Source organism: Cupriavidus lacunae, from assembly GCF_003353055.1.
GTDB classification, from domain to species: domain Bacteria; phylum Pseudomonadota; class Gammaproteobacteria; order Burkholderiales; family Burkholderiaceae; genus Cupriavidus; species Cupriavidus lacunae.
In genome coordinates this window covers 92843-108698 of sequence record NZ_QKWJ01000024.1, presented here as the reverse complement: position 1 = coordinate 108698, position 15856 = coordinate 92843, and the positions used below count along the sequence as shown (strand labels likewise).

The following is a 15856-nucleotide window of genomic DNA, read 5'->3' as shown; positions in this document are numbered from 1 at the left end:
GTCCCTCAAATCTCCCAGGATTCGAATCAGATTCATATTCGATCTGGGAGTTCGGCACGCAGCGAAATTCTTGCTAAGCCTTGCTGCGTCTTACTCTTCGGCATTCCGCAGGGACGACTATTTATTTATTTTGAAAGCGGGCTCCTTCGCAAGATCAGAATGCGTAAGAGACAGATACCCCAAACAGCAAGGCCCTTCGGTACGCTGGCGGACACGCAGGCAAGGCGTGGTACGCAAGGGGGAGAGTCGCATGCATTGAGCCTTCCGACCGGATCTGACCATAAACAAATAAATATCGCGGACTGTTCGCTGGCGGACGGCGCCCGACTCAGGTGTGAACTATATATAAATTCGATGCAGTGCTCGCTGCCGAATGGGCCTACGCAGAATCCGTATTCAATACTGGTCGGCAACACTCCATTATTTACACTCCGGATTAATATGGCCAGATCATTCACATGACTGGCCAGTCTCTTTGCACTGGACCTTTATGCCTATATGAAGTGATTTCCCCCGCGGTCTACGGGTATCGTATCGCCCCCCTTGAAATGGTAAGGAAAATGCCAACAGATTATCCCACTACCGTCATCGTCATTTATCACGACAGCCCCCGCAATTGGTACTTTGCGGAGGTTGACCCGACGGCGTGCATCTGCCGGCTTGGCCCGTTCGACAGTGAAAATGCAATTCGTGAAGTCCTTTCTGTCATCTACCCTGCTGATCTGCGCCGTGAAATCATCGACGCCCCCGGCGACTACGACGACGTCGCAATCCTGCGCTCAGCAAAAGGGGCTGTCGCTGTCTCGTTCGTCAGCCATTGCCCGACTGGAGAAGCAGGAGCAGGGACATCCACTTCCTGGTGGAGACTTCTCTTCGGCCGTCACGCTCCCGCGCATGGCGCTCTTCCTGCACTAGGATCGAACAACTAGAACCCATCAGAAAAGGGGACGGTAATGCAACGACGTATCACTGTTGGTGACCTTTCCGCGAGCCAAAGGCACGTAACGACATTGCGACGTTATAGCCGCTACCCCGCTGTCCGGCATGCGCAGTGGTCGAAACCCCGCTTCGGATTTCAAGGCCCCGACAGGTCAGGCAACAAGCGATCGAACTCCCACTTCACGACCGCGTAGCACTCACACACTCGTTATTCCAGGCCCATCCGGTCGAGTACCGCAATATGCCCATGGCTGTAGCGGATCAGGCCTGCGGCCTGGAGCTTCAAGGCGGCCTCGGTCACGCCGGAGCGCCGCACCCCGAGCATGTTGGCAATGAGTTCCTGTGTCATCGTCAGGTCGTTGGAGGGCAGTCGGTCGATGCTCAGCAGCAGCCATCGGCACAGTTGCTGGTCGATGGAGTGATGGCGGTTGCATACCGCGGCTTGCGCCATCTGGGTGATGAGCGCCTGCGTATAGCGCAGCAACAGGCGCTGCAGCGATCCGCCCCGCACGAACTCCTGCTTCAGGATCGTTGCGCTCAGACGGTATCCATGGCCGGCGCTTTGCACGATGGCGCGGCTCGGGGTCGTTTCGCCCCCCATGAAAATGGCAATCCCGACCATCCCCTCATTGCCTACGATTGCAATCTCGGCGGAGGCCCCGTCTTCCATCACGTACAGTAGCGAAATGATCGAATCGGTCGGGAAATAGACGTAGCCCTGTTGATCTCCTGACTCGTACACGACATGGGCCAGCGGCAGCGACACCAGCGTCAGTTGTGGTGCGAGGCGCTCCCAGTCGACGGCCGGCAGCGCAGCGAGAAGGTGATTGGACTTCGGATCGTGCGTGACGCGCATGACTGCATCTCACCGCTCAGAACAGGTTGATATCGGTGCCTCCGACCTTGCCCAGGGCCTGGCGCCCAGGCTACGGGACGGTAGAGGATCACTTGCCTTTGTCAATACAGGTCAGCGACTGGACAAGGCAAATGCCGGACAAGGGTGCACTGCACAGCATGCTGACTTGAGCGGATGTGCGCTCTCGAGTTCTGCCCTGCGCGCTCGGGCGATCCGACTGCAATGGAATAAAAGTCCCGGTCCGTACGCCTGCGGACGGCATTTCCCCTCTAGCTGGCTCATATTCCACAGCGACACGCATCGTTCAAGCATCCTGAAATAAGGCCAGGGCTGACGCAAAGCTCCCGCGGCAACAATGGTGCCACGGCGTCTTTTTGCTTCCCGGACCGCTGAATGGTCTCCTCCATGAACCTGAAGCTGAATCTCACCTTCCCGCTGCGCGCATTCGACGCGCCCGGCGTGCCGTCACCCTGGGACAGCACAGCGCCGGTACGAGAGGAATTGTTCGGCATTGAACGGCTGGAGCAGCACGCGCAAAGCCTCGCCGCGGCACAGGCAATCACCGCGCAGCCGCCACACGTTTTGCCCCTGCGCAGCCGGCTCAGGGACAATGCCGCTGTCCTGCTGGCCGCCTATAGGGCAAGCGCTGCCGAGTTGGAAGGCGGCACCGAGGTAGCGCCGGCGGCGGAATGGCTGCTGGACAACTATCACATCGTCGAGGAACAGATCCGCGAGATCCGGGACGACCTGTCCCCCGGCTACTATCGCCAGCTGCCCAAGCTCGCCGAGGGGCCATTCACGGGCTATCCGCGCGTCTTCGGGCTGGCCTGGGCCTTTGTGGCCCACACGGACAGCTACCTCGATCCAGACATACTGCGCCGCTTTATAGCCGCCTATCAGCGCGTCCAGCCGCTGACGATTGGCGAACTGTGGGCGGTGGCGATCACGCTGCGCATTGTGCTGGTCGAGAACCTGCGCAGACTCACCGGGCAAATCACGGCCGGCCGGGTTGCGCGCGCCGATGCGGATGCGCTGGCCGGGCGGTTGCTAGCTACAGGGGGCGCCCGCACGGCACTCGAAACGGATATTGCCGCACGCCCCGCTGCGCCACTGTCCGAACTGTTCGCCGCGCAACTCGCCAGACGCCTGCGTGACCAGGACCCGAGAGCCATGCCGGCACTGGGCTGGCTCGAGGAGCGCCTCGGACTGCAAGGCACTTCGGTCGACGAGGTGGTGCTGCACGCGCAGCAGCGGCAAGGCGCCTCGAACGTGACGGTGCGCAACATCATCACGAGCATGCGGCTGATTTCTGATATTGACTGGGCTGAGTGGTTCGAGAGCGTCAGCCTGGTCGACGCGCAGCTGCGCGCCGGCAGCGACTTTGCCGAGATGGATTTTCCGACCCGCAACCTGTATCGCAATGCCATCGAGGAACTCGCGCGCGGCGCCTCGTGCCCGGAGCTCAGGGTTGCCGAGCTGGCGCTCAGCGCCATGCCAATACCGGCGTCCTCAGCGGACGAAGTGACTGATAGGGTCGACGCGACCGAGGACGCCCGTCGAGTCGATCCGGGCTATCACCTGATCGGCGCAGGCCGCAGTGCGCTCGAACGTGCCATCGGGTTTCGTGCGCCGCCCCGCTTGTGGGTCAGCCGCTGCTGCAAGCAGCTGGGCCTCGGCGGCTATGTCGGCGCGCTCGTGCTGGTCATGGCCGGCCTGCTGGCGCTCGCGCTATGGCTCTTGCCTGCCGGCCTGGCGCTCGGCTGGCTTGTGCTGCTGGTGCTGTGCTGGATCGTGCCGGCCAGCGAGGTCGCCAGCACGCTGGTCAACCGCGCGCTTGCCGGGCGGCTGGGGGCGACGATCCTGCCCGGCCTGGAGCTCAAGGCCGGCGTTCCGCCCTCGCTGCGGACGGTGGTGGTGGTGCCGACCCTGCTGACCAGCGAGGCCGACCTGTGTGAGCAGATTGAGCGGCTGGAGGTGCATCACCTCGCCGGCGCAGGCGGCAACCTGAGCTTTGCCTTGTTGACCGATGGCGTCGACGCGGACCAGGAGGTGCTGCCTGGCGACGCCCATCTGCTTGCCGTGGCCAGCGCGGCGATCGCCCGGCTAAACCAGCGCCATGGGCCGGGTCCGGCCGGCGATCGCTTTCTGCTGCTTCACCGCCGACGCGTGTTCAACACCGAGCAAGGCCAGTGGATGGGTTGGGAGCGCAAGCGCGGCAAGCTGCATGAACTGAACCAGCTGCTCCGCGGCGCCAGCGACACCAGCTACGTGGCCGTCGACGGCCGGGCACCGCAAGTGCCGGCCGGCGTGCGCTACGTCATCACCCTCGACGCCGACACGCGGCTGCCACGCGACGCCGCGTTGCGGCTGATTGGCAAGATCGCCCATCCGCTGAACCGGCCACGGTTCGATGCGGCCCGGCAGCGCGTCGTGGGCGGCTACGGCATTCTCCAGCCGCGCGTCACGCCATCGCTGCCGATTGGCCGTGAGGGTTCGCTCTACCAGCGGGTCTTCTCCGGGCCGGGCGGCATCGACCCCTACGCGGCGGCCGCCTCCGACGTCTACCAGGATCTCTTTGGCCAGGGTTCCTATACGGGCAAAGGCATCTATGATGTCGATGCCTTTGAAGCGGCGCTCAGCGGCCGGGTCCCGGAGAACACGCTGCTCAGCCACGACCTGTTCGAAGGGGTATTTGCCCGTGCCGGGCTGGCCTCCGATGTTGAGGTAGTCGAGGAGTTTCCCGCGCGCTACGACGTGGCGGCCAGGCGCCAGCATCGGTGGACGCGTGGCGACTGGCAACTGCTTGGCTGGATCTTCGGGCAGCATAAGGGCATCCACGCGGTGCCGGCCATCGGCCGCTGGAAGATGCTGGACAACCTGCGCCGCTCGCTGCTCGCGCCCCTGTTGCTGCTGAGTCTGGTGCTGTGCTGGCTCCTGCCCTGGCCGGCGGGGCCGCTGGCGACTGCCCTGCCGCTGGCTGCGATTGCGATTCCGGCCGTGCTGCCTGGCGTCCTGTCCGGGCTGCGACACCGCAGCGGCATGCGCCTGCGCAACCATATGCAGGCGCTGCTCGCAGACCTGCGGCTAGCCGCCACACAGACCCTGCTGGTGCTCGCGTTCGTGCCCGACCAGACCTGGCGCGCGGGTGACGCCATCGCCAGAACGCTGGCACGGCTGTATTCCACGCACCGCCACCTGCTCGAGTGGACCACGGCTGCGCAGTCCGCCACGCGCCCGCGGCTGGACCTGGCCGGCTTTTACCGGCTGATGGCCGGCGGCACTCTGCTCGCGCTGTCGATGGCCGCCGCCGGCGTGGGACTATTGCCATCATCATGGCCGCTTGTGCTGCCCTTTGTCCTGCTATGGCTGACGGCGCCGGCCCTTGCTCTATGGGCCAGCCGCGCGCCGGCCGTTGCGCGCCGGCTCGCCCTGCCGGAGGCCGACGCGCTGGCGCTGCGCCTCACGGCGCGCCGCACTTGGCGCTTCTTCGAGACTTTCGTCACGCCAGTGGACAACATGCTGCCGCCGGACAACTTCCAGGAGACGCCCAGGGCCGTGGTCGCGCACCGGACCTCGCCAACCAATATCGGCCTCTACCTGCTGTCGGCCATCGCCGCACGCGACTTCGGCTGGGCCGGGACCACCGAATCGGTCGAGCGCATGGAAGCGGCGTTCGGCACGATGCGCAAGCTGCCGCGCTACCGGGGCCACTTCCACAACTGGTACGAGACGCTGAGCCTGCAACCGCTGCATCCCGCCTATATCTCGTCGGTCGACAGCGGCAACCTGGCCGCGCACCTGATCGTGGTCGCCAACGCTTGCGAGGAATGGAAAAACGCTGCCGCGCCAGATCCCCGCCACGGCCTGGCGGACACTGCGCGGCTGGCAAACGAGGCTCTGGCGGCGCTGCCCCTCGCACACAGCGAACGCGGACGACAACTTGGCGGACTTCTGGCCGAGATCGCCACCGTGCTGACCGGCGCGCCCGCCACGGAGATCCGGGCGCCGGCGCTCAGGCGCCTGACGGATAAGGCCTTCAGGTTGGTGCATGACATCCAGCCTGACGCTGACAATGACAGCTTTTCCGACCTGGCCTTCTGGGCCGGCGCGCTGCAGCACGCCGTAACCGAGCGTGAGCGCGACCAGCTGCAGCAGGCTGAAGCGCCGCAGGCGCTGGCCGGCAGGCTGACAGCGCTCGCCCACACTGCGCGCGAACTGGCGCTGGCGATGGACTTTGCCTTCCTGCTCGATCCGGCGCGCAAGCTACTGTCGATCGGCTATTCGCTTGCCGACAACCGGCCCGATGCCAGTTGCTACGACCTGCTCGCCTCCGAAGCGCGGCTCGCCAGCCTGTTCGCCATTGCCAAGGGGGACGTGTCGACCCCGCACTGGTTCCGGCTGGGGCGCATGGCGACGCCGCTTGGCAGGGGCTCGGCATTGATCTCGTGGTCGGGCTCGATGTTCGAATACCTGATGCCGTCGCTGGTGATGCGCGCGCCCGCCGGCAGCCTCATTGAACAGACCTCGCGCCTGGTGGTGGCGCGCCAGCAGGCCTATGGGCAGTCGCTGGGAATTCCCTGGGGCGTATCCGAATCGGCGTACAACGCGCGCGACAGGGAGTTCACCTACCAGTATTCAAACTTCGGCGTCCCCGGTCTCGGGCTCAAGCGGGGCCTGTCCGAGAACGCGGTGATCGCCCCCTATGCCACCGGGCTGGCGGTCATGGTCGATCCGCAGGCCGCACGCGACAACTACCGCCGCCTGGCCGAACTCGGCGCCCTTGGACGCTACGGCTTCTACGAGGCGCTGGACTACACGCGCGCTCGCCTGGCCGAGAACGAGACCGTCGCCATCGTGCGCAGCTTCATGGCGCACCACCAGGGCATGACCATCGTTGCCATTGCCAACGCCCTGCACAATGGCCTGATGCGCGCGCGCTTCCATCGCGAGCCGATGATCCAGGCCTGCGAACTGCTGCTGCAGGAACGCATGCCGCGCAACGTCGCCGTGGCGCATCCCCGCGCTGAGGAAGTGAAGGCCTCGGCCGCGGCGGTACTGCCCCAGGACTCTGCGGTGCGGCGGTTCACGGCACCGCCAGCTGGCAACCCAGTCACCCATTTGCTGTCTAACGGCCGCTACACCGTGATGTTGACCACCACGGGAATGGGCTACAGCCGCTGGCGAGACCTGGCAGTGACGCGATGGCGGGAAGATGCCACCCGCGACGATTCGGGCTCCTTCATCTTCCTGCGCGATACGCAGAATGGCATCACCTGGTCTGCCAGCGCGCCGATGGCCACCGATGGCGAGCGCGGCGGCGAAGTGGTTTTCACCGAAGATTGCGCCGAGTTCGTCCGCCACGACGGCAGCCTGACAACCATCCTGGAAATCCTGGTTTCCGGCGAGGACGACGGCGAGGTCCGCCGCGTATCGCTGGTCAACAACGGGCGCCGCCCGCGCGAGATCGAACTCACTTCCTATGCTGAAGTGGTGCTCGCCACGCGCGCGTCCTATGACGCGCATCCGGCCTTCTCCAGGATGTTCATCCAGACCGCTCACTTGGCCAAGTCCGGTGCGCTGACCGCGACACGCCGCCTGCGTTCGCCCGAGGAGCCGCCGGTCTGGGCCGCCCACTTCAGCGTGGTGGAAGGCGACGTTGTCGCCGATCCGCAGTTCGAGACCGACCGCGCACGCTTCCTGGAAGACCGCCGCGCGCCCGCAGCGTGCGCCGTCGTCACGGCCGGACTGCCGCTCTCGAACACGGTCGGTACGGTCCTCGACCCGATCTTCGCGCTCAGGCAGCGCGTGCGGATTGCGCCCGGGGGCAGCGCGCGGGTGGCCTTCTGGACCGTCATTGCGACGTCGCATGCCGATCTGCTGGCCCTGATCGACAAGCACCAGGACCGCAACGCATTCGACCGGGCCAAGACCCTGGCCTGGACACAGGCCCAGGTCGAGCTGCGCCACCTTGACGTCGATGCGGCGGAAGCGGCCGACTTCCAGCGCCTGGCTGCGCCACTGCTCTATGCCGATGCCCGCTTCAGGGCCCCGCCGGACGCGATCCTGCGCGGCGCGGGTCCGCAGTCGGCATTGTGGCCGCTGGCGATTTCCGGCGACTTGCCGGTTGTCCTCCTGCGCATCGACGAGGTCGAGGACATCGTCCAGGTGCGCCAGCTGTTGCGCGCCCACGAATACTGGCGCATGAAGGGGCTTGGCGTCGATCTGGTCATCGTCAACGAGCGCGCCTCGTCTTATATCCAGGACCTGCAGATGGCGATCGAGACCGCGGTACGCAGCAGCCATTCGCAAAGCCACGCGGGCGAGGAAGGGGGCCACGACTCGGTCCACGGCTCGGTCTACACCTTGCGTGCCGACATGATGCAGCCCGAAGCCCGCTCCCTGCTCCAGTCGGTCGCACGTGTCGCGCTGATTGCCCGACGCGGCTCCATCGCGGAGCAGCTCGCCCGCCTGCCCGCAGTGGCGGCCCCGCTTCCTGTACCTGTCCGGCGCCGCAAGCCCGCGCCACAGTCACTTCCGCCGGTGCCGGCGCAGCCCGGGCTAGAGTTCTTCAACGGCCTGGGCGGCTTCGACCAGGACGGCCGGGAATATGTGGTGGTGCTGAACGCGGGCCAGGCGACCCCTGTCCCATGGATCAACGTGATCGCCAATCCCGGCTTCGGCTTCCAGGCATCGGCCAGCGGCAGCGGCTACACCTGGGCAGAGAACAGTCGCGATAACCAGTTGACGCCGTGGTCCAACGATGCCGTTGCGGACCCGTGCGGCGAGGCGATCTATGTCCGCGACGAGGACAGCTTCCAGATCTGGAGCGCCACCGCGCAACCGATCCGGGACAACGGCACCTATACGGCCCGCCATGGGCACGGCTACAGCTGCTTTACACATGAAGCCAACGAGATTTCGCTGGCGTTGGTGCAGTACGTTCCGCTGGACGATCCGATCAAGATTTCGCGCCTGACGCTGCGCAATCTCTCCGGCACCCCGCGCCGGCTTTCCGTGACGGCCTATACGGAATGGGTGCTCGGCACGTCCCGGGGTGCTTCGGCGCCGTTCATCGCGACGGCGCCAGACGAAGCCACCGGCGCCATCCTGATCCGCAATCTGTGGAGCACAGCGTTCCCGGGTCGCGTGGCCTTTGCCGATCTTGGCGGCAGGCAGACCGCCTGGACCGCGGACCGTACCGAATTCCTTGGCCGGAATGGCGGCCCGGAAGCGCCTGCGGCGCTGCTCGGCAAGGCGCCCTTGTCCGGCACGACCGGAGCTGGCCTGGACCCCTGCACGACCTTGCAGTGCAGTGTCGAGCTGGCGGCCGGCGAGACCGTCGAAGTCGTTTCGTTTATCGGACAATGCGCTTCCGCGGCCGAGGCCAGCGCGCTGCTTGCGCGCTATCGCAAGACCGATCTCGACACCGTGCTGGCGACCGTAACCCGGCACTGGCAGGGCCTGCTTGGCGCGGTACAGGTCAGGACGCCGGATCGTGCCATGGACATCATGCTCAACGGCTGGCTTCTCTATCAGACGCTCGCCTGCCGCATCTGGGCGCGCTCGGCCTTCTACCAGGCTAGCGGGGCCTACGGATTCCGCGACCAGTTGCAGGACCACATGGCGCTCGCCCTTGCCAGTCCCGACGCCACGCGGCGGCATCTGCTGCGCGCCGCCGGGCGACAGTTTGTCGAAGGCGACGTTCAGCACTGGTGGTTGCCCCATTCCGGGCAAGGCGTGCGATCAAGGATCTCCGATGACCGCGTGTGGCTCGCGTTTGCGACCGCCAGCTATATCGCCAGCTCGCATGACACCGAAGTGCTGGACGAGATGGTGCCATTCCTTGAAGGCCAGCTCCTGGGTCCCGCCGAAGCCGACGCCTTCTTCGAGCCGATGGTCTCGGACAGCTCTGCCTCGCTGTTCGAACATTGCGCACGCGGCATCGACAGTTGCATGGCTCTGTCCGGCGCGCACGGGCTGCCGCTGATCGGCGGCGGTGACTGGAACGATGGCATGAACCTTGTCGGGGCCGGCGGCAGGGGCGAAAGCGTCTGGCTAGGCTGGCTGCTGGTACGCACCCTCGCCATGTTTGCCCCGCTGGCGCAGACCCGCGATGCCGGGCGCGCCCGCCGCTGGCAGGCGCATGCGGCCTTGCTGCGCGAAGCGCTGGAGCGAGAGGCCTGGGATGGCGACTGGTATTGCCGCGCGACCTTCGACGACGGCACCTGGCTCGGCTCCAAAGACCGTGAGGAATGCCGTATCGACGCCATTGCGCAGTCCTGGGCCGTGCTGTCGGGCGCGGCGGATCCCACTCGTGCCCGTGCCGCGATGGCGTCGCTGGAAAAGTACCTGGTGCGCCACGAAGACGGGCTGGCGCTGCTGTTCACCCCTCCCTTTGACAAAGCCCCCCTCGACCCCGGCTACATCAAGGGCTACCCGCCCGGCCTGCGCGAGAACGGCGGGCAATACAGCCATGCCGCGATGTGGGCAGTACTCGCATTTGCCAGGCTCGGCGCGGCAGACAAGGCCGTCGAACTGTTCTCCCTGCTCAACCCGATCAACCATGCGCTGACACCCTTAGCGGTCGCGCGCTACAAGGTCGAGCCCTATGTGGTTGCGGCCGATGTCTACTCGGTGCCGCCCCACACTGGTCGCGGCGGCTGGACCTGGTACACGGGTGCCGCGGGATGGATGTATCGCGCTGGGATGGAAGGCATCCTGGGCATCCGGAAAGAAGGAGATCGGCTGGTCGTCGCCCCTTGCATTCCAGCCTCGTGGCCAGGCTTCAAGGCCACCGTGAACGTGCTGTCGACCCGCTACCAGATCAGCGTGGAAACACCATTGCACTGCGTCGGCGGTGTCTCGCAGGCACTCCTCGACGGCGTCCGTATCCCCTGTACCAACGATCAGGTTAGCGTCCCTCTGGATGGTGCCGAGCACACGCTGGTAGTCCTGCTCTAGTGCCCTGCCCGCCCGTGTCCCCCTATGTACCTGGGGCAACGCCTGAATTTCTCTCTTCTACCCCTGCAGTTTCGTTGAGCAGGGGGAAGACCGGAATGCTGGAACGCGCCTTCCCGATGCGTACGGCACCGGACTGACTTGAGAATCCGTCACCACTATCCTCTGGGCAGGATGAGGATGTTCCTAACGATACGAAGTAGCAGCAACAAGTACTCCAGCGAATCCCTCGCATCGGTGTTCAGGATTCCATGGCATGGCCATCGACAACGCGATCCGCTAGAACGGCTGCCCTCCGCCCGGCTGAATCAGCGGAAGGCATGTTTTCTCAGAACCAGGAGCGCATCATGTCAATTGGACTCTTACTGTTGATTGTCTTGGCCATCTTCCTCGTTGGGGCAATTCCCACCTGGTCATACAGTAGCGGATGGGGCTACGCGCCATCAGGCACACTCGGGGTGCTTTTGGTTGTAGTCCTTGTCCTGTTGCTGCTAGGCAGACTCTGATGCCGGCGTCGGGAACGTTCCAGACGCCTGCCGCCATTGCAAGGCAGATTCATCGCCGGCTTCCTGAATCGCCGAAATCCAATCTGAGGAGCGCGCGCAACCGGGCACGCGCCCGGTGACAACCTGATTGCCACCTGTCATCGCGCGGCCAGGTTGCCTCAGCATCTGGCTCGCAACACCAATGAAGAGGGATACATCATGAACAAGGACCAAGTGAAGGGCCGCGTCACAGAGGCCGCCGGTAAAGTCAAGGAAGCTTTTGGCAAGATGACTGGAAACAAGCAAACGCAAGTTGCCGGAACCCTGAAGAAGGATGTTGGCAAGACGCAGGCGGCGTACGGCGACGTCAAGGCGGATATCAAAAAGGCGGAGTAACAGGATATGGAGAGGGCGACGCCGGTTCGCCGGAAGTGGAAATTGAGATTGAGATTGAGTGAGGTAACACCATGCGTACGCTGCTGTATTTCAGGCTGGAGGACGTCATCACGGCGAGGCTGGCGCAAGCTCGATTAGACGAGCTGGCCGGTACATCTGCACTAGTCGCGGGACCGTGGTTTGTCCAGCGCGACAATACCGGGCCAGTTGCTGATGATTGCCAGTTGCGACTCGAAATCCAAGGAATCCACGAAGCGGATGATCAACGAACTGGGCTGCATCAGTATTGACGAGCACAGCGACGTGATGCCGAACTTCAGGTGGGTATGATTGCCAGAACGGATCTGCCGATGTACGGCCTCGGAAATATACGGTACGCGGCTAAAACAAAGAGGGCCAGTCCGAGCTGACCCCAAGAAATTGGACGGTTAAATCGCTAGGCGCCTAAGGGCTGGATCCTGTATTTTCACGGGACTCAGCCCTTCTAGCTTCAGCTTGATGTGCTCTTGATTGTAGTGGATCTACCTGGTCTGCCTGAAGCGGGTCCAGATCGGCGATCACTGCCAAAACGCCCTCAACGTCATGGCCATTATCGCTGCCCTCGTCGGCCAACCTGGCTTCGATGATCAACCGCATGGTTTGCTCCCCCCGTTGCGATACCGATCAGCGTAGTCCACACGGAGCCGGCGCGGCGCCCCGATGCTCGAGCGGCCCTCCCTTGGGGGCCTCCCCAACTTTTGCACGCTCTCAGGCGTCAGGCGCGTCGACACGCCAAGCGAATAGCATTTCCGCACCGATCGGGGACACCTCCGAGATTGACGCCCAGCCTGATCGCGGCCCTCTACTCTTCCCGCCAGGCATGCTGTCCCCTGGCCTGATCCGTGTCGATCTGGGTCGCATGGGTCGCCGCCTGTTCGAGCCAAGGCGCATGCGCCTTGGGAACGACCAGCATCGTCAAACCCAGTCCATCCAGCACACGCAGGGCGTGCTCGAGATTGACGCCCTTGCCGTTCTCCAGCTTGGACAGCATGCCAATGGAGACCCCGCAATGCCTCGCCGCCTGATCAATGGGCATCCCTTGCCCTGCGCGCGTAGCTCGAATGCGGTCGCCCAGTTGGTGGATGCTGCGAATTGTCGCGCGCGAAGGTGGCGTCGGATCAGGTAGTGGTCGCGGCATGGAGGCCCGTCTCCGTGACAAAGGGAAGTCAGCGTGGAGGCTGCTCGCCAAGTTATTTCATGATAATGAAATTATACTCCGCAACGCTGATGGCTGTCCTCTATTCCGAGGGGGAAACCGCCTCATGCCAGCCAGCACTTGCAGACCCGGCAGCTCCTTCACGTCCTTACTGCGACACCCCCAGGAGTTGTGTAGACGATGCCTGACACAGCGGTTGCGCGAGACGGATACGTTGTTGTTCGCCGTACTGCCGCGGAATCCTCCGGCCCCGCCACCGTTCAAATATTTCGAATAAGTAGTTGACTATCGCTTTCATACACTCTCGAATTCAGGCCTATCATTCAGTCCACGCAGAGCACAGCGTCATTCACACAGTTTGATGAATGGCCTCTATCTTTGGTTAACTTTGGAGCACATCATGAATTCCGCCCCCACCCCCCTTTACCCTGCCGGCCGCGCCCTTCTTGGCGCTCTCTTCCTGATTTCCGGTCTCCTGAAGATCGGTGGATTTGGAGGGACTGCCGCATGGATGGCCAGCGCCGGCCTACCTCTCGCGAGCCTCCTGCTCGTGCTCACAATCGCGGTCGAGATTGGAGGTGGCCTGACACTCATCACCGGCTGGAACGCCCGTTGGGGCGCGCTGACTCTGGCGCTATTCCTTGTGCCGGTAAGCCTGGTCTTTCACGGTTTTTGGAGCGCTGACGCTGTGAATTACCAGAATCAGTTCAATCACTTCTTCAAGAATATCGCCATCCTGGGAGGCATGCTGGTTGTATTCGCTATGGAATCGGCACGCGCGCAGGTCAAGGCCCAATGACCGACCTGAGAGAGCTGACCCTTTCCGCGGGCCATCTCTGCCATGTGCCTTGTCTCCGCAAGGCTCATCAGCGGCGCCTGCGCTGCAAAACCAGGCGCCGCATTCTTCCGCTGGCTTGAAGACTGTTTTCCTCAAACACTATTTCCCTGCAGCACCAGGAAATATATGGTTCTGCCAATCCTACGCAATCAGCCTTTGGCAGGCACGAGATCATGCAACCTTCTCATTCATTCGTCTATGAGGCACACGCGTCCCGTGTCGTGTTTGGCACGGGCGCGTCGAACCAGGTTGCCGCCGAAGTCGAAAAGCTGGGCGCCGGCCGCGCCATCGTGCTTTGCACACCGAACCAGAAGGCCGAGGCGACACGCATATCCGATCTCCTGGGGCCACTTTCTGCCGGCATCTATGCCGGTGCAATCATGCATGTTCCGGTAGAAGCCGCGCGCGAAGCGGTTGCGCGTGCGCGTGGCGCCGGGGCCGGCTGCGCAGTGGCCATCGGCGGTGGCTCCACCACGGGGCTGGGCAAGGCCATTGCACTGGAAACTGGCATGCCTGTCGTGGCCATTCCAACCAGCTATGCCGGGTCCGAGATGACGCCAATCTATGGACTCACGGAAGCTGGCCAGAAAAAAACTGGCAGAGATCTGCGCGTACTGCCGCGCACGGTCATCTACGACCCCGCACTGACGGTTGGACTGCCGGCGGGACTCACGGTGACCAGCGGCCTGAACGCGATCGCTCATGCCGCCGAGGGCCTGTATGCGCGCGACACGAATCCCGTGATGTCGCTGATGGCCGAGGAAGGCATCCGTGCCCTGGCGAGCGGCATTCCCGCCGTGATCCGCGCGCCGGCCGATCTCGACGCCCGCGCGCAATGCCTGTACGGCGCTTGGCTCTGCGGCACCGTGCTCGGTAGCGTGGGCATGGCGCTGCATCACAAGCTGTGCCACACGCTTGGAGGCAGTTTCAACCTGCCCCATGCCGAGACTCACACCATCGTGCTGCCTCATGTGCTGGCCTACAACGCGTCGGCCGCGCCCGAGGCGATGGCCCGGATCCAGCGCGCCATTGCCGCCACGGGGCAATCCGCGGCAGCGGGTCTGTTCGACCTGGCCGCAAATAATGGCGTGCCGGTTGCATTGCGCGACATCGGCATGTGTGAGCAGGACCTGGACCGGGCCGCTGACATCGCGCTGGCCAACCCCTACTGGAATCCCCGCCCGATCGAGCGCGAGCCGATCCGGGCGTTGCTGCAGGCCGCTTTCGACGGCCTGCGGCCCGCATGACCCAAATCACCGCGAACACGCGCGAAGAACAGATCGGAGCAGACCTCATGAAGATTGGCTTTATCGGAACCGGCAAGATGGGCTTGCCGATGGCGCGCCACCTCGCCAACGCGGGGCATGACGTTGTGGCCTACGACATTGCAGGGGATCAGGTAGCGGCCGCACGCCAGGCAGGCCTCGCCGTCGCCGCATCGCTCGCCGAAGCGGTGGGTACCGCCGAAGTGATATTCAGCTCGATGCCGCACGATGCGGCGTTTACGTCGGTAGCCAGCCAGATTGCCGCGGCTGCCACGCCCGGCGCGCTCTATATCGACACCAGCACGATCTCCCCGACGGCTTCGGCAGCGGCCGCACCGCAGCTTGCCGCACGCGATATCGCCTATCTGCGGGTTACCGTATCGGGCAACAACCACATGGCAGAGGCCGCAAAGCTGACCGCGATGGTGTCGGGGCCATCCACCGCCTATGAGCGCGTCAGGCCCCTGCTGGCCGCGCTGGGCCCCACGCAGTTTTACCTGGGCGACGCCGAGCAGGCGCGCCTGATGAAACTCGTCGTCAACCTGTTGATCGCGCTGACCTCCGGCATGCTGGCAGAGGCGCTGACCCTGGGCAAGAAAGGCGGCCTCGACTGGCAATCGATGTGGAACGTGATCACCGCAAGCGCCGTGGCCTCGCCGATCGTCAAGGCGAAATCGGAGCAGTTGGCCGTGCACGACTACACGCCGACGTTTACGGTCGAGCAGATGCTCAAGGATGTCGGCCTGATCCTTGACGCGGGCGCGGACCTGCACGTACCCATGGGTCTAACCGCCCTCCTCGGCCAGATGCTGCACGGCGCCGCCGCGCAGGGCATGGCCGGGGACGACTATGCAGCGATCATCAAATCCGCCGCGCTGGCCGCCGGCACGCAGCCAGGCCAGCAATGATCCTGCCCGCCTGCCA

General features: G+C 64.1%; 10 protein-coding genes and 1 pseudogene. 8 read left to right on the top strand and 3 right to left on the bottom strand.

Annotated elements, in window-relative coordinates; all coding sequences use genetic code 11:
- Positions 1-560: 560 nt before the first annotated feature.
- Positions 561-929 (top strand): hypothetical protein, encoded by a 369-nt coding sequence (locus DN412_RS43045; protein WP_133303064.1) that lies wholly within the window; start codon positions 561-563, stop codon positions 927-929.
- Positions 930-1075: 146 nt separating this feature from the next.
- Here the strand turns inward: DN412_RS43045 and DN412_RS19920 are convergent.
- Positions 1076-1795 (bottom strand): annotated as a pseudogene (locus tag DN412_RS19920) (Crp/Fnr family transcriptional regulator).
- Positions 1796-2200: 405 nt separating this feature from the next.
- On the opposite strand from DN412_RS19920, the gene DN412_RS19915 reads away from it, so the two are divergent.
- The 4 genes from DN412_RS19915 to DN412_RS19900 all read left to right on the top strand — a co-directional run bounded on the left by DN412_RS19915 (position 2201) and on the right by DN412_RS19900 (position 11924).
- Complete coding sequence (locus DN412_RS19915; RefSeq protein ID WP_115213161.1) at positions 2201-10756, top strand: glycoside hydrolase family 94 protein; 8556 nt, start codon at positions 2201-2203, stop codon at positions 10754-10756.
- 248 nt (positions 10757-11004) lie between these two features.
- Complete coding sequence (locus DN412_RS45865) at positions 11005-11259, top strand: DUF3309 domain-containing protein (RefSeq protein WP_425267429.1); 255 nt, start codon at positions 11005-11007, stop codon at positions 11257-11259.
- A 198-nt stretch (positions 11260-11457) separates the two neighbouring features.
- Positions 11458-11634 carry a CsbD family protein gene (locus DN412_RS19905; RefSeq protein ID WP_115213160.1) on the top strand — a complete coding sequence of 59 codons (177 nt, stop codon included), beginning with the start codon at positions 11458-11460 and terminating at the stop codon, positions 11632-11634.
- 71 nt (positions 11635-11705) lie between these two features.
- Entirely contained in the window at positions 11706-11924 is a 219-nt protein-coding gene (locus DN412_RS19900) for a hypothetical protein (RefSeq protein WP_244222707.1), read from the top strand.
- Between the two features lie 154 nt (positions 11925-12078).
- On the opposite strand, the gene DN412_RS43040 is transcribed toward DN412_RS19900, so the two are convergent.
- Positions 12079-12270: a hypothetical protein gene (locus tag DN412_RS43040; RefSeq protein WP_133303063.1), complete on the bottom strand. Its 192-nt coding sequence runs from the start codon at positions 12268-12270 to the stop codon at positions 12079-12081.
- Positions 12271-12475: 205 nt separating this feature from the next.
- Positions 12476-12811 carry a helix-turn-helix domain-containing protein gene (locus DN412_RS19895; protein ID WP_115213159.1) on the bottom strand — a complete coding sequence of 112 codons (336 nt, stop codon included), beginning with the start codon at positions 12809-12811 and terminating at the stop codon, positions 12476-12478.
- A gap of 418 nt (positions 12812-13229) precedes the next feature.
- Here DN412_RS19895 and DN412_RS19890 point away from each other — a divergent pair, with 418 nt between their 5' ends.
- The 3 genes from DN412_RS19890 to DN412_RS19880 all read left to right on the top strand — a co-directional run bounded on the left by DN412_RS19890 (position 13230) and on the right by DN412_RS19880 (position 15840).
- Positions 13230-13628 (top strand): DoxX family protein, encoded by a 399-nt coding sequence (locus tag DN412_RS19890; protein ID WP_115213176.1) that lies wholly within the window; start codon positions 13230-13232, stop codon positions 13626-13628.
- Positions 13629-13840: 212 nt separating this feature from the next.
- The gene (locus tag DN412_RS19885) at positions 13841-14914 is read left to right on the top strand and encodes a maleylacetate reductase (protein WP_115213158.1); all 1074 of its coding nucleotides are present in this window, start codon (positions 13841-13843) and stop codon (positions 14912-14914) included.
- The gene (locus tag DN412_RS19880; protein ID WP_244222705.1) at positions 14911-15840 is read left to right on the top strand and encodes an NAD(P)-dependent oxidoreductase; all 930 of its coding nucleotides are present in this window, start codon (positions 14911-14913) and stop codon (positions 15838-15840) included. Before DN412_RS19885 ends, DN412_RS19880 begins: the two co-directional genes overlap by 4 nt.
- The last annotated feature ends 16 nt before the right edge of the window (positions 15841-15856 follow it).

Excerpts from the sequence above, each read along its gene's own strand:
- DN412_RS43045 (WP_133303064.1), top strand. The coding sequence starts at position 561 with ATGCCAACAGATTATCCCACTACCGTCATCGTCATTTATCACGACAGC.
- DN412_RS19915 (WP_115213161.1), top strand. The coding sequence starts at position 2,201 with ATGAACCTGAAGCTGAATCTCACCTTCCCGCTGCGCGCATTCGACGCG.
- DN412_RS45865 (WP_425267429.1), top strand. The coding sequence starts at position 11,005 with ATGGCATGGCCATCGACAACGCGATCCGCTAGAACGGCTGCCCTCCGC.
- DN412_RS19905 (WP_115213160.1), top strand. The coding sequence starts at position 11,458 with ATGAACAAGGACCAAGTGAAGGGCCGCGTCACAGAGGCCGCCGGTAAA.
- DN412_RS19900 (WP_244222707.1), top strand. The coding sequence starts at position 11,706 with ATGCGTACGCTGCTGTATTTCAGGCTGGAGGACGTCATCACGGCGAGG.
- DN412_RS43040 (WP_133303063.1), bottom strand. The coding sequence starts at position 12,270 with ATGCGGTTGATCATCGAAGCCAGGTTGGCCGACGAGGGCAGCGATAAT.
- DN412_RS19895 (WP_115213159.1), bottom strand. The coding sequence starts at position 12,811 with ATGCCGCGACCACTACCTGATCCGACGCCACCTTCGCGCGCGACAATT.
- DN412_RS19890 (WP_115213176.1), top strand. The coding sequence starts at position 13,230 with ATGAATTCCGCCCCCACCCCCCTTTACCCTGCCGGCCGCGCCCTTCTT.
- DN412_RS19885 (WP_115213158.1), top strand. The coding sequence starts at position 13,841 with ATGCAACCTTCTCATTCATTCGTCTATGAGGCACACGCGTCCCGTGTC.
- DN412_RS19880 (WP_244222705.1), top strand. The coding sequence starts at position 14,911 with ATGACCCAAATCACCGCGAACACGCGCGAAGAACAGATCGGAGCAGAC.